Genomic DNA, 14,650 nt, shown 5'->3' on the forward strand with positions numbered 1-14,650 from the left:
TCAGTACTCCTAGCCGCGAGGCACGCCGGCTTCGCGGAATGCGCCGTCCAAGGTGGCATAGGCGAATTCAGCGGCGGCCACGGGGAGGTAGGCCGGCTTGTTCCAGACCATGCCACTCACCTCCAAGGTGATGAAATCGTCCCAGCCGGCCTCATGCATGGCCCGCACATAGCCGGTCGTGTCCAGCTCGCCTTGGCCGAGCAGCAGCAGGTCGAGGCTGCCGTCGTCGTAGACGCGCGTGTCCGTGACATGGGTATGCCCGGTGATCGGCACCAGCGCCGGCACCGCCTCTTCGACCGTCTCGCCGGCAAGAAAGAAGTGCACCATGTCGAAGTGCAGCTTGACCCGGTCGTGGCCGATCTGGTCGATCAGCCACAGCGCGCGGGTGGTGCGGTCGACGGCGGCGCCGGAGTGGGCCTCGATCGCGAGGTGGAAGCCCTCACGCTCGGCGAGCTCCCCGTACTCCCGACCCGCCGCGGCCAGCGAGTCGCGGATCTTGAGCCATTCGTAGTCCCTTCCGCCAATGCCGAATGCCAGTACCGGCTCGCGGTCGGGAACGAAGTCTCGCACCAGGCCATTGAGCTCGCGAGCGAATTCGAAGTTCGCGGCGTGCTTGGCGGCCTCTGTTTCATGCACGTGAAGGGCCGTGGCGAACGAGGCCGGCACGCCCATGTCGTGATCGGCGAGCAATCCACGAATAGCTGCGCGCCGGTTCGGAGTCATCGCCTCCGGCAGCGAACCGACGTGGCGCGGCCCAGTGCAAATCTCGACGCCGTCGTAGCCGATGTTCGCCAGGATCGGGATGGCGTCCTCGAGCGTGTGCTTCGGCATGGCATAGGTTCCGTAGGCAATCTTCATGTGCTGGAGCTCCGTGTGACTGGGCCGGTGGCCCGGCGGCTGCCGTCGCTTCCGGAGCGAAGGCAGAGAGATTGGATGGCTGTCTTTCGGATCAACGCCGGCAATCTTCGCATCAGGACGCGGTGTGGTTGTTCAGTGGCCGGCGCGCCGCGTCCACGAACTCCTGCCAGCCGCTGGCTTCCCACTCACGCCGGCGCTCATTGATGCCCTCGATGAGGGACTCGCGCGTGAATTCGTCGGCAACCAGGCGCGTAGTCTCGATGTAGCGCACCAAGCGGTCGAGCTCGCGGCCGATGGATGAGCGGGCCAGCTCGACAATTGCCTCGATGTCCGCGCTCGCTCCATCCTTGCGCCGCAGCTTGCCCGCACGTTTGCGAAACGTCTCGATCCAGGGAAGTGGCACTTCGCCCTCGTTCACGATGAGCTCGGCGAAACGATGTCGCTCTTCGATTTGGCTTGCTGCCCGCCGCACCATCCACAGCGACCAGAGAATGACGCCCGTGCACACGAGGGCGATAAGGAAGCCCAGCGGGATTACCAACTGCAGCAAAGACACCGACTCGGCCTGCCGCCTGCCTAACTCACGCCGCCGAGGCCGCGCAGCAGCTGGGCAGGTGGACTCAAGCGGTTACGCCGCGAAGGTCTAGCTCCTCGGCAAAGTGGCAGGCAGATTCGTGTCCCTCGCCAACCACGCGCAACTCAGGGGTTTCCTCGCGGCATCGGTCTTGAGCGTAGCGGCAGCGCGGGTGGAAATAGCATCCGCTCGGTGGGTCCGCGGGGTCGGCCACCTCGCCCTCCAGCGTAATCTCTTCGAGCTTCCGCTTCGGGTCGGGCAGCGGCACCGCCGACATGAGGGCCTCGGTGTAGGGGTGCTTGGGGTTGCTGAAGAGTTCTTCGGTCGAGGCGTGCTCAACGACCTTGCCGACGTACATCACCGCCACTTCGTCGGAGATGTGCTCGACGACGCTCAGGTCGTGAGCGATGAACAGGTAGGCGATGCCGAACTCTTCCTGCAGCTCTTCCAGCAGGTTGATGATCTGCGCCTGGACCGAGACGTCGAGTGCCGAGACGGCTTCGTCACAGATGATGACCTTCGGGTTCAAGGCCAAGGCGCGAGCAATTCCGATGCGCTGGCGCTGCCCGCCGCTGAACGCGTGTGGATAACGCTTGAGGTAGCGGATGTCCAGACCGACCACCTCGAGCAGCTCGCTCACGCGAGTCTCGAGCTCGCGGCCGCGCGCCACATTGTGAATCCGGAGCGGCTCACCCACGATGTCCAGCACGGTTTTTCGGGGATCGAGGCTGGAATAAGGATCCTGGAAGACCATCTGCAGGTTGCGACGGTACTCGCGCAACTCGCGGGAGCCGAGCTCCGTCAGCTCCGTATCCTGGTTGTCGACTTGCATGCGAACGCTGCCGTCGGTGGGCTCGATGGCGCGCACCACGCAACGGCCGAGCGTGGTCTTGCCGCATCCCGATTCGCCCACGAGACCGAGCGTCTTCCCCTCGGCTATCGAAAGGCTGACGTCGTCAACGGCGCGGACGTATCCAACGACTCGCCGCAACAGGCCCCTCTCAATGGGGAAGTACTTCTTGAGCCCCTCGATCTCGAGAATGGTGTTGGCGGCTTGCCCGTTGGATGTCTCTGTCGACATGGACTGGGTTGAGTCGCTCTGCATATCTTGCTCGCTACTCATAGAGCACACACCGTACGTGGTGGCCCGGCGACGTTTCGAGCATGTCCGGCACCTTGGCGTCGCAGCGGCCGGGGATGAACTTGGGACAGCGAGAAGAAAAGCCGCATTCCTCGGGCGGATTCAGCGGCACCGGCACGGTTCCGGCAATGGAGCTGAGGCGCTCGCCGCGCGTCAATCCGATCCGCGGAATCGATTCCATGAGCGCTTGCGTGTATGGGTGTTGCGGCTCGCCGAAGATCGCTTCGACCGAGCCCTGCTCGACGACACGCCCGAGGTACATCACGACCATCTGGTCGGCCATGTTCGCGATCACGCCGAGGTTGTGCGTGATGAACATGATCGACATGCCCATTTCCTTCTGAAGGTCCTGCATCAGACGCAGGATCTGGGCTTGGATGGTTACGTCCAGCGCGGTGGTGGGCTCGTCGGCGATGAGCAGCTTGGGTCGCAGCACCAGCGCCATGGCAATCATGGCTCGCTGACGCATGCCGCCGGACAACTCATGCGGCAGTGCGTCGACGCGCCGCTCGGCCTCCGGGATGCCCACCTGGCTCAGTACCTCAATGGCGCGCTCACGGGCAGCCTGCTTCGGTACGTTTTCGTGCACCAGGATGGCTTCCATGATCTGGTTGCCCACGCTGTGCACGGGCGAGAACGCCGTCATCGGCTCCTGGAAGATCATGGCGATATCGCGCCCGCGAACGTCGCGGATTTCCCGCCCGGACGGATGGAGCGACGCGAGATCAACGGTTTCGCCGTTGCGCCGCAACCAGATGTTGCCTTCGGTTTCGCCGGGCTTGGGCACGATGCGAAGAATCGACTGGCCGGTGACGCTCTTGCCGCAGCCGGACTCGCCGACGATTCCAAGTGTCTCGTTGCGCCGAATGGCGAACGAGACGCCGTCAACGGCCTTCAGCGTTCCTTCATCCAATTCGAAGTACGTGCGGACATCGTTCAGCTCGAGAATGACGTCTTCGTCCGTGAGCGCCCCTGATTCGGGCGCGGCGACGGTTGCTTGTTCTTCTGTCATGGCTCCCCTATCGGTACGGGTCCGCGGCGTCCCGTAGTCCGTCGCCCAGGAAGTTGAACAGCAGCACGGCGAGGATCACAAACACTCCCGGGATCATGAGCCAGGGGAAGACCGCGATCACGCTCACGTTCTGCGCGTCTTGCATCAGCGTGCCCCAGCTCACGGCGGGAGCGCGGATGCCCAAGCGCAGGAAGCTGAGCGTGGTTTCGGCCAGGATCATGCTCGGCACTGCCAGAGTCAGATGCACAATCAGGAAGCTCATGAAGCCGGGCACGAGGTGATCAAACAGCACGCGCATGTTGCCGGCGCCGGCCACGCGTGCCGCCATCACATAGTCGTTCTCACGCAACTCGAGGATCTTGCCACGCACAACCCGGGCCAGGCCTGCCCAACTGACCACCGACAGCACAACCGTGATCGCGAAATAGGTCTGCAGCGGCGACCAGGTAATCGGCACCGCGGCGCTCAGCGACATCCAGAGCGGAATGGTTGGCACCGAAATCACGAACTCGATGAACCGCTGGATCAGCAGGTCAACGGTGCCGCCGAAATAGCCGGAAACGCCGCCGATGATGATTCCCAGCACGAAGCTGAGGACGACGCCAACCAGCCCGATCGAAAGGCTGATGCGGGCCGCGGCAAGGGTCCGCGAGAACACGTCACGCCCCAACTCATCGGTGCCGAAGAGGTGAATTGTCGTCCCCTCTACGCCAAAGAAGTGGCGATCCCACTCGAAGAGGCCCCAAAATTTGTAGGGTGCGCTCTGCGTGAACAGACCGATGGGACGGACTTGCTCGGGGTCCTCTTCAAACGTTCGTTTGAACGACACTGGGTCGACAATCGCCTTCGTGCCGTAAAGGAATGGCATCTGCCATGTCCCGTTGCTATCGATGACGTGAATGCGGGTCGGCGGAGAGGACAGCTTGTCGTGCCGGTCCGTGAAGTCGTAGGGGATCCAGAAGTCATAGGTGATGGCGAAGAAGTAGCCGAGTAGCAACAGCACGCCGCTGAGATAGCCCAAACGGTGGCGGCGGAACTTGCGCCACATGAGCTGCCATTGCGAGGCGACGTAGTACTGCTCTTCCTCGGTGAATTCACGGACTGATATTCCGGCTCCCGAGGTGGTCGTGGGTTCGTAGGAGGTTGTTGCCATTGGTTAGGCCGCCACGGCGCGTTCTTGGCGAATCCGCGGATCCACCACCGCCAGAAGAATGTCGGAAAGGAATGTTCCAAAGATGACGAGCGCGCCCTCGACCATGACGATGCTGCCGGCGAGGAACATGTCCTGCGCCCGGAGGGCCGTTAGCAAGACGGGGCCGGTCATCGGCAGGCTGAGCACGATGGCGACGACGGCGTTGCCGCCGAAGATGCCCGGCAGAATGTAGGCCGTGCTGCTCACGATGGGGTTCAGGGCCAGCCGGACGGGGTACTTGAACAGCAGCTTGCGCTCGGATACGCCGCGTGCGCGTGCCGTGATCACATACTGCTTGCCAAGCTCGTCGAGCAGCACGCCGCGCATCACGCGTATGGTGCCGGCGGTTCCGGCGGTGCCGAGAACCACAACCGGCACGATTAAGTGCTGCAACATGTCGATGACTTTTTCAATGCTCCAAGGCGCCAGCGCGTACTCGGTCGAAAAGAGACCACCGGCGCTGATATCGAAGAATTCATTCAACGCCCACATCAAAAGGAGGGCGAGCATGAAATTAGGCACTGCCAATCCAATGAACCCGATGGCGGTGAAGAAATAGTCGCCCGGTCGGTACTGGTGCGTCGCCGAGTAGATTCCGATCGGGATGGCGACCGCGTAGGTGAAAATGAGCGCCCCGGTCGATAAGAGGATCGTGAAGGGGAGCACTTCGGCAAGAATCTTGGTTACCGGCTGCTCGGCGGCGCGCCAACTGCCGAAGGAACGACCCAGATCGCCCACCACGAAGCGGCCCGCCCAGTAGAAGTACTGCTCGATGGGCGTGCGGTCGAGGCCGTAGTAGAGCTTGAGGGACTCGATCTCCTCACGCTCGAGGAACGTCCCAGCCTGCTCCTGGCCGGCGATGTAGTTGGTGAGGAAGTCTCCCGGCGGGAGCTGGATGACGATGAAGACCACCACACTCAGCAGCCACCATCCGACGACCATGAACAGGAACCGTCGGACCAGATATGCCCTCATGCGTTGCGTCCCTCTCTGACGCCCAACCTCAACTCGCCAGCGTTTCCGTCAACTCGATCCGGTCGTGGCGCTCGCCACCGTAGCGCAAACTCCACGACCGTTGCCACCGGGAGCCGCCGACTGGATGGCCGGCGGCTCCCGGCGACCTTAGGTCGCGACTATGCGTCCGGGATGAACCACTGGAACGCGCGATAGGGCTTCGTGAAGTTGGCCCCAGCGCCGAACCACAGGTTCTCCTCGTCGTCCGGGAAGTTCTTCACCCGGTTGTTGATGATCACCGGCTGCGGGGCAAGCCCCACGGTGCCGATCACCGTCAACTGCTCCGCCTGCCACCCGAAGTACTGCCGACCGAGGTCGTCGTACTCCGCGGTGCCCGGCGCTGCCAGCTGCCAGGCGAACTTCAACTCGGCGTTGTCCTTGATCGCCTGCGGCGGCTCCGCGCCCTCGGCGCCGTCCGTGGCAAACCATCGGGTCCAACCGCCGGCCCAAACGGCTCGCTTGCCCTTGTAGCCCCAGACCCACGGGACCCAGCGGGTGAAGTACCCGGCGGCTTCCGTGTGCTCGGTACCGATCATGATCTCGGTGAGCTGGTCCAAGCGCTCCTCGTAGAGCGGGCGCTCCATCTGGTTCCACTGGGTGTCGAGACCGACGTCACGCCAGTTCTCGGCCACCAGCTCGGCGATCGCGTCCTTCGGGCCTTCCTGGTCACCGATCTCGAAGATCAGCGTCAGGCGCTCGCCGTCCGGTCGCAGGCGCCAGCCTTCGCCGTCACGCTGGTCCAGCCCAATGCCGTCCAGCAACTCGTTGGCCTTGGCCTGGTCGAACTCGGTGTGGATCGTGCCCCAGTGGTCCTCGTAGAACGTGTAGCTCGGGAGGATCGTGCCCTGGAACGGCGTCGCCAGACCGAAGAACACCGCGTCGTTGATGGCGTCGCGGTCGATGGCCACCGAGAGCGCGATACGGAAGTCGAGCTCCTGGAAGATCTCGGCAACCGCCGCGTCCTTGTACGTCCAGTTGGGCTGGAGCGCCAAGGCCGAGCTTCGGAGCGCCTTGCTGATCAGCGTCCGGTAGTTGCCCGATCCCTCCTTGTCGCGGTACAGCGGCATGTTGTTGAAGTCGAGCTCGAACTGCCCGAAGTCAAGGTCGCCGTTGGTGATACGGAGCTGGTAGACCTCCTTGTCGGAGTACAACTCGTAGTTCAGACCGTCCACGTAGGGAAGCTGGTTCCCCTCGGTGTCGACGATGTGGTAGTACGGGTTGCGGTCCAGCGAGGCTCGGTCCGCCGAGTGGGCGGTGAGCGTCCACGGCGCCAGCACCGGGCGGTTCACCGCATGCTCGGTAAACCAGGTCTGGTGCGCGCCCCAGCGCATCTTGGCCTTGAAGAGCTGCGTCCAGTCGTCGAACCCCTCGTCGGTCGCCATCTTCGGGGCGTCCGCGTTGAAGTCCGCGTGGTACTGCTCCATGTAGTGCGACGACAGGTAGAACCCGCGCTCGCTACCACCACGGCCCAGCCGGTCCAGCAGGATCGGCACGGGGTCCGGGTAGGAGATCTCCACCGTCAGCTCGTCGGGCGTCTCGACCTTCGGCGGCTTGCCGTTGATCTTGGGGCCCGGGCCGGACGGCGAAAGCTCTTCGTTCACCATGTAGTTGTCGTAGTGCCACTGGAAGTTGGCGGACGTGAACGGCGCCCCGTCCGACCACTTGTGGCCCTTGCGCAACTCGTAGACAACGGTGGTGCCGTCGGAGCTCACGTGGTGGCTCTTGACGGCGTCGTTGACCAGCGCGGTGCCCTCCATGTTGTAGGCCACGGCGTCGGTGCGGTTGGCGTTGCCAATGTCCACCGAAATCGCCACGCTGGCCCAGTTCGTGCGGCCACCGTAGTTGCCGATCGCTTCCCACGGCTGCCAGATCAGCGGCTCGTCGGGCAGGCGCTCTTCAACCGGCGGAAGATCGCCCGCGGCAACCATGTCGGCCAGCGCCGGCGCTTCCTTGTAGTCCTTGCCCAGCTCATACGTCATGCCCGTGTTGCGGTCGTGCTCGGGCATCATGCTGGGCGCTTCGGTCATGGCGGCGGTCGGCGCCTCGGTCGGCGCGGCGGTCGGGGCCGCGGTCGGGGCGGCAGTCGGGGCCGCCGTCGGGGCCGGCGTTGCCGGCGCCGCGGTCGCCTCGGCTACCTCGTCCTCAGCTTCGCCACAGGCGGCCAGCACGCCAACGGCGGCGGCCCCCGCGGTCACGGCGAGCATTCGCCGTCTACTTAGCAACAGGTCCTTCGTCATCCTCTCCCCCTTCTGGTCTCTACGGTCCCTTGGCGACACTCCGGTCGCCGATTCGGCGCTCAGCGTGGCGCCAACGAACAACTGACGCACGCATGTCCTCTGCTCCCACGCGCGCCGAATCTAGAGATACGCGAACTTGCCACAGTCTGAATGGATGGCATCGCGAACGTCACGCCGAATATTGCCATATGCAACCGGCGCTGTCTGCCCCCACTCGCGCGCCCGCGTTCACGAGCGCACTTCCGTCGAACTCCACCTGCTGGAAAAGCCTCCCTCGCGTGCACAGCGCTAACTGTTACGCAGCGGCCCAACCGGCCCTTTGGCGGTTCGGGTGCCGACGATACCCGTTCGCGAATTCGCATGTCAACGGCGTGAGATGCCGGGCGGTGGCGACCCAGTCGTGTCTGGCGATCGCCGGGTCAGAGGAGCTGCGGCGGTGCAAGCATCGCCGCGATGATCGTCAAAATGAAGATGCCGAGCGTGATGCGGGCACTGATACCACCCGCAGGCCCGACGACGCACCGCCAGAATCGTGGTTGAGGCCCGTGCGGCCCGCGCCAAACAAGAATGACCGGCAGTACCCACAGAAAAGCGATGTGCGTAGCCACCTCGCCGATCAACCACCAGTGTCGTGGCTGTAGCTCCAGCAACCCTTCGAGAAAGCGCCGGTGCGACGTGATCCGCATGGCGAGGTCTTTCCCAAATCGTGTCGGTTCGCCGCTTACTCGGGCCGAACCTTCGGCGATCACGGTGCCGTCGGCCAGGCCCAGGAAAACGTAGGGCAATGGACCGCTGAGGACGCCAACGGCCAGGGTGAACGCCTTCCCGCGACTGTCGGGGATCGGCTCGAAATGAAACGCGGCGGTTGCGTCGCTGAAACGTCGTGCCTCGATCGTCGCCCGGCTCTCGCGCACCGGCCGCACCGAGCCCTCGGGTGTCAGCCGGGCGAAAATCTCGGCGCGCCCGGGCGCGCCATCAACGTAGGCCCAGACATCAATGCGATGGAGGAGGTCATGGCTCGCGCGGAATCGTTGCTCGACCAGCGAGACGGGGCCGGTGTAGGCAATCTGGATCGGAGGCTCGGAGCGCCTGTCGTCGGAGAGGTGCTGCGCAAACAGCAGAAACGCGCCGGCGACTAGAAGCAAGTCGATGAGAGCCAGGACCCAACGCCGACGAGTCGGATTGACCCGACCGATGCCGGGTCGCGCCACCAAGGTCTCGATGAGCACCACGATCAGGACGGCGGCACCCATGGTTTCCGCCCCTTCTTCGAGGTATTGCGACCAGGCAAGGGGCTTATAGCGGAACACTTCGATGTCTTGGACAACGGCTCCGATGAGCAGGGCACTTGCCAGCCCCACCAGCAGCTGCCGTTCTGGATGCCCGCGCTGCGCGGTCCATAGGGTCCACCCCGCCGCCAGCAGCGGAACGGCAATCAGTGGCGCAATCGCGACCACCCAACGATTCAACGGGTGCACCATGTGAAGCCACGTCAGCTCTGCCGTCAGGTCGTAGCCCAAGGCGTCCTTCCGATTGGCGACATCTTCGTAGGCGACGAGCGACGCCACGAGCGTCAGGCAGAGCCAACCGACGACGTGCAGCCAGCGTCGCGACTCAGGTGGGCGGGGGCGAATCAGTTGTGCCAGTCCAAGAACAGCGACAGCCCCCCACAGGACTGCGGAGTACGTGTTGGCCCACGCCCACTCATTGTCGGCCCAGAGGTGTTTAATCCACTCTGGTTCCGGATTCAGCAACGCGAGATGACGCGAACCAGCGGCCGGCAGCAAGACCAGAGCAAAACTGACCGCCAGAAACGACGCCAGCAGGCGGGCGCGGATGCGCGGGCTACGCCACCACCCGAGCGGGGCTACGATGAGATGAAGCCCACGATGGACGCAGTTATCCCAATGGTAGTGAGCAACACTGGGGTCGTCGTGTGAGCAGCGAAGTCTTCAACTGAGCGAAGTCCGTACGGCGAGCGATGGACTCGAAATGCGTATCAATGACCGCACGCCGATTGTCGATACGCCGCAGTTCCCGTTCGGTGCCTGCAGTCCTGGTCGTGGCGGCTAAGCATTCGCTAGTCGGAGTTGGCGCCCAGCGGGCCTTGCGGCCAGCGGCGACATGCGGTGAATTGGGCGTCGCGTTCGCGGTTTCCGCGCCCACGTCCAATGCGGCCTTGGGATCGGCCTTGGCGATGATGCGCTGGATCATTCCGTGGGGGGCTCACCGAGGTCAAGTGGGCCGGTGTGCGCCTGGCGGTGCTCGTCAGCCGAATTCGCCGTCCGAATCACCGAGTGGCGGAGCGAGATTGCTTCGGCGCCAGCGAATGCCACGGCCTCACCATGCTGGCAAATCAGAGTTCAATGACACTACCGAATGCCGCGACAGGTTCCCGTGTGCCCCGCGCGTCGCCGCAGCATTTCGCGCTCCGCCGGTCACTCGCGCTGCCGGGAATTGACGAGTAGCATGCCGCGGTACCGCCTGCCCCCGCATTGTGGCTTGCCGCATGTCTGAGTCAGCCTTCGTCAGCATTCCCGACCACCCGTTTCCCGTCGGCACGGAGCACTACCGCGGGCCGATCCCCAAGCTCGATGTCTGGGACGGCGACTATGCGCGCATCCGGGAATCGGGCATGCGCATCGTGCGCAGCCACTCCTATTGGAACCACATGGAGCCCCGGCCGGGGCAGTACGAGCTTGACGACTTCGACATGATGTTCGATCTGGGGGAGAAGCACGGGCTCTACGTCTGGCTGGACATCATGCTCGGCACCCACGGCGCCTGCCCCGAGTGGCTGACTCGCGAACACCCGGACATGCGGGTGGTGAACTACCTGGGGCAAACGGTGTCGTCGCATGCGAGCGGGGCCTATCCGCAGGGCGGCGTCATCCACTGCTACGACCATCCAGCTTGGCGCGAATACGGCGGCGGCCTGCTGCAGCACGTCGTCAATAGATATAAGGACAGGCCGAGCTTGCTGATCTGGGGGCTCTGGGACGGCGTCAACTATTCCGCCGCCTGGAGCCCGCAAGGCGGCGGCTATCCGTGCTACTGCGACTACACCCTCGCGAAGTACAAATCCTGGCTGCGCGAGCGATACACCTTGGACGAGCTGAACGAACGCTTCCTGCGCCGCTACCGGCGCTGGGAAGACGTTGAGCCGCCGCGCTCCCACAACAATGTGGTCGAGATGCTGGTCTATCGCCGGTTCCACTACGAGAACTTGGCCGATCACCTGCAATGGATGGTGGACACGGCGAATGCCATCGATCCCCACCACGAGAAGCGGGCGCACGGCGCCTGGTTCCCGCGGCCCTGGGATGAGATCTGCGCGCCCTACGCCGACAGTTGGGGCATGTCCATGCCGTCCAACAATCTGTTGACCTCGGACGATCCCTACAAGATCGCCGAGCGGGCCTTCGCGTTCGATTGGTCGCGCAGCGTCGGCAAGAACGGTCGGTGGTGGAACGAGGAGATCTACGCGGGCATGTCGCCGGGCGGCGTGACCTGGAGCAAGCAGTCGGACCCGCAGGAGACCACAACCCTCCTGTGGATGACCCTGGCGCACGGCGCCGCCGGCGCGATGTTCTGGCAGTACCGTCCGGAGTACCTGAGCTTCGAGTCGCCCGGCTATAGCCTGACGGCGCTGGACGGCCGCGACACGCCGCGCCTCACCTCGGCCGCCGAGGCCGTCTCGCAAATCCAGGGCCTGCGCGAGCACCTGCCGCTGGAGTGCCCGCCGGCCGACGTGGCTGTGATCTACCACCCGGAATCCCAGGAGCTGTTCAACTACAACGAGGAGGGCGATCGCTTCGTGGCCGACGTGCGCGGCGTCTACCGCACGCTGTGGGCCAACGGCATCCCCGCCGACGTGCTCTCGCCCAACATGGACTGGTCCGGCTACAAGCTGGTGATCATGCCCAATGCGGCGCTCATGACGGAGGCGCTGCAACGCCGGATCGAGGAGACGCTCGAGCATTCACCCGAGACTCGAATCGTCGCCGAGGGCAGTTTTGGCATGTACTCTGCCGACGGCCAATCGAGCTACGCCCCCCCGGAGGGGTTCGCCGAGCGGTTCGGCGTGCGCGTGGCCGACTTTTCTGGAGTGACCGAATTCGACATCCGCGAGGGCCGCAATCAATTGTCGACGGCCTACGGCGACCTTTCGATCACCAGCGAGTGCGGCTATGCCGTGCTCGAGCCGCTGGGCACGACGAAGGCCGTGGCCGCTATCGATGGCGAAACGGTCGCGGTGCAGACGGCGGACGCCCGCTTCACGTGGTTCGGTCTCACGACCTCGGCCGGCTTCGGCGACGTGGGAGTGCCGGAGGTGGTGCTGGGGCTGGCGCGCGACGCCGGTGTATTGGCGCCCATCGATGTCACGGGCGACCCGGTCGTGCCGGTGGCGCGGCGTTCTCGCCTCGGTGGTCGGCTGCTATTCGTCTTCAACGTCGAGCGCACTTCGGCGCGCTTTCGCCTGCGTCCCCGCGAAGCCGCCGTGACGGCTCGCGATTTGCTCACGCACACGGACCTGCCGGTGAGCGACGGCTCAATCGATCTGGAAATCGAGCCTTGGGGCCGCGCGGTCATTCATCTGCCGGATCACGCATGACTCGCACGCGGCAATCGCCGGGAATGACCGGCCGGACCGCCGGCTAGCGCGTCAAACCCATGGCAGCACCTCGAGGGCGCCCCGTCTGGTCACGGCTCCGCCAAGGCAGCGGCGGCACGGTCACGTGCCTGGCGTCCGCGCCGATCGGCTCGGGGTCGTCGGCCGTGCTGGCGGGGACGCTGAGCGGGCTCTTCCTGTCGCCGGACGGCGGGCAGAGGTGGGTGCGCGCGGCCGGCGGCATTGGCGCGCCCTACGTGCAGTCGGCGGCGGTGTCGCCGGCGTTTGCCACCGATCACACGCTATTGGTCGGCACCGTCGACGCTTCGGCTTTCGTGTCCATCGACGGCGGGGCCACCTGGCGCGACACCTTCTTCTGGGGCGCCAAGGCCAGTGTCACGTCCGCCGCATTCTCGCCGCAATACGGCCAGGATCGACTCGCGCTGGTGGGAACCGAAAACGACGGAGTTTACGTATCGGCCAACCTCGGTCGGACATGGAATGCGCAAAACGACGGTCTGGACGACCAGCAGGTCCTCGCCGTGGCCGTGTCGCCGGGCCCGCCGCACCAGGAGCGCGTGCTGGCCGGAACCGCGAGCGGCCTCTACATGCGTTCCCGAGGCGCTAGCGCCTGGCGCCTTGCCGACGATTGCGCCAAGGGCTATCCGGTTCAGGCGCTTGAGTTCGTGGCGCATCCCGATGCGTACACGGCCTATGCCGCCACCGAAGGCGCCGGTCTCTACCGCACTACGACCAATGGTCTCACCTGGCAGCAGGTACCCGAAGTCGGCGCCTCGACAACAGTGAACGCGCTGGCGATCTCTCCCGACTACGGCCAAGACGGCATGGTCGTCATCGCGTCCGCCGAACGTGGCTTGCTGCGGACCAGCGACCGCGGCGAGACCTGGCAGCAGATCGGCAACATTGACGGGCGTCTGGTCTTGACCTTGGCCGCCGTGGAAGCCGGCGGCGGATGGGCACTGTTGGCCGGCCTCTACGAAGGCGGCGTCTGGCGCTCCGACGACCATGGCGAGACGTGGCGGCGCAGTGACGACGGCCTTGCCAGCCGTCCGCTGCTTGCGCTGGCCGCGTCCCCGGCCTTCGCGGACGACGGCACGCTCATCGCCGGTACCGCCGACGAAGGGTTGCTGTGCTCGCACGACGCCGGTCGCACCTGGTCGCCACCGGCAGCCGCGCCCGACGAGCCGACGATTTCCACCCTGGCCATGTCGCCCGATTTCGGCAATGACAAGCGCGTGCTCGCCATCGCCGGGACAGACGTGCAGCAAAGCACCGATGGCGGCCGGCACTGGGACGAGTTGCCCGGCCTGCCTGAGACCCTTTCGCCCGCGAGCCTGACGATCGGGGCCGGGGGGCGTCTCGCGGTCGGCGGCGCGGCCGGTGAGCTGCGGCTTTCCGACGACGGCGGATCAACGTGGCGCCAGGTCGCCGAACGGTTCAGCAACGGACGCGTCGTGGCGATTGCCTTTTCGCCGCGGGTAGACGACGACGGGACGATCTTCGTCACCTCCATTGCGGATGGACGCATTCGCCTCTATCACACACGCGACGCCGGGGTTACCTGGGTGCGGGTGTTCGAGAAGGGCGCGCGCGGGCAATTGGCGCCCATCGCCGTGCCATCCAACTACCGTGATGCCCGCGCGTTCGTGGGCGTGGTTGCCGGGCGCGACGTCTTCACGCCCAACGGCCCACGCATGGCGTCATGGGTCGAAGGCCGGGTGAGCGTGGATCGCTTGGCTGCGGTCACCAGCCTGGATGTCTCGCCGAACTTTGGGCGCACGGGCCGGTTCTACGCCGGCACGGGCCTGGGGCTGTTCTACTCGCGGGACAAGGGGCACACCTGGAGCCCCACCGGCGGCCGCGACGCTCCCGCGAACGTGACCTGCGTCACCGCGGCCATCGAAGCCTCGGGCGCGGAGGCCGTGTTCGCCGGCACGCTGGACGGCGACGTCTGGCGTCGAGGTCCGCGCGCGCCGACCGACTAACGCG

Annotated in this window: 10 protein-coding genes; 2 read left to right on the plus strand and 8 right to left on the minus strand. The window is 65.1% G+C overall.

What is annotated here, in order from left to right:
• Positions 1 to 9 precede the first annotated feature (9 nt).
• From OXG33_13795 to OXG33_13830, 8 genes are all read right to left on the minus strand, one after another.
• Positions 10 to 858, minus strand: a complete 849-nt coding sequence (locus OXG33_13795; protein MCY4114987.1) for a sugar phosphate isomerase/epimerase — start codon at positions 856 to 858, stop codon at positions 10 to 12.
• A gap of 112 nt (positions 859 to 970) precedes the next feature.
• The gene (locus OXG33_13800; protein MCY4114988.1) at positions 971 to 1,408 is read right to left on the minus strand and encodes a hypothetical protein; all 438 of its coding nucleotides are present in this window, start codon (positions 1,406 to 1,408) and stop codon (positions 971 to 973) included.
• Between the two features lie 70 nt (positions 1,409 to 1,478).
• Positions 1,479 to 2,513, minus strand: a complete 1,035-nt coding sequence (locus OXG33_13805; protein MCY4114989.1) for an ATP-binding cassette domain-containing protein — start codon at positions 2,511 to 2,513, stop codon at positions 1,479 to 1,481.
• 34 nt (positions 2,514 to 2,547) lie between these two features.
• The gene (locus OXG33_13810) at positions 2,548 to 3,585 is read right to left on the minus strand and encodes an ABC transporter ATP-binding protein (GenBank protein ID MCY4114990.1); all 1,038 of its coding nucleotides are present in this window, start codon (positions 3,583 to 3,585) and stop codon (positions 2,548 to 2,550) included.
• A 7-nt stretch (positions 3,586 to 3,592) separates the two neighbouring features.
• A complete protein-coding gene (locus OXG33_13815) occupies positions 3,593 to 4,738 on the minus strand; it encodes an ABC transporter permease (protein MCY4114991.1) in 1,146 nt (381 codons plus the stop codon).
• A 3-nt stretch (positions 4,739 to 4,741) separates the two neighbouring features.
• Complete coding sequence (locus OXG33_13820) at positions 4,742 to 5,752, minus strand: ABC transporter permease (GenBank protein ID MCY4114992.1); 1,011 nt, start codon at positions 5,750 to 5,752, stop codon at positions 4,742 to 4,744.
• A gap of 158 nt (positions 5,753 to 5,910) precedes the next feature.
• Positions 5,911 to 8,028 carry an ABC transporter substrate-binding protein gene (locus OXG33_13825; protein MCY4114993.1) on the minus strand — a complete coding sequence of 706 codons (2,118 nt, stop codon included), beginning with the start codon at positions 8,026 to 8,028 and terminating at the stop codon, positions 5,911 to 5,913.
• Between the two features lie 419 nt (positions 8,029 to 8,447).
• Positions 8,448 to 9,815 (minus strand): hypothetical protein, encoded by a 1,368-nt coding sequence (locus tag OXG33_13830; GenBank protein MCY4114994.1) that lies wholly within the window; start codon positions 9,813 to 9,815, stop codon positions 8,448 to 8,450.
• A gap of 722 nt (positions 9,816 to 10,537) precedes the next feature.
• Between OXG33_13830 and OXG33_13835 the strand changes: the two genes are divergently transcribed.
• Both OXG33_13835 and OXG33_13840 read left to right on the plus strand, forming a co-directional pair.
• On the plus strand, positions 10,538 to 12,643 hold the full coding sequence (locus OXG33_13835; protein ID MCY4114995.1) for a beta-galactosidase: 2,106 nt from the start codon (positions 10,538 to 10,540) through the stop codon (positions 12,641 to 12,643).
• Positions 12,644 to 12,702: 59 nt separating this feature from the next.
• Positions 12,703 to 14,646 carry a hypothetical protein gene (locus OXG33_13840; protein ID MCY4114996.1) on the plus strand — a complete coding sequence of 648 codons (1,944 nt, stop codon included), beginning with the start codon at positions 12,703 to 12,705 and terminating at the stop codon, positions 14,644 to 14,646.
• Positions 14,647 to 14,650: the final 4 nt, after the last annotated feature.

The sequence above is a fragment of the Chloroflexota bacterium genome (assembly GCA_026708035.1).
In the GTDB taxonomy this organism is placed as follows: domain Bacteria; phylum Chloroflexota; class UBA11872; order UBA11872; family UBA11872; genus JAJECS01.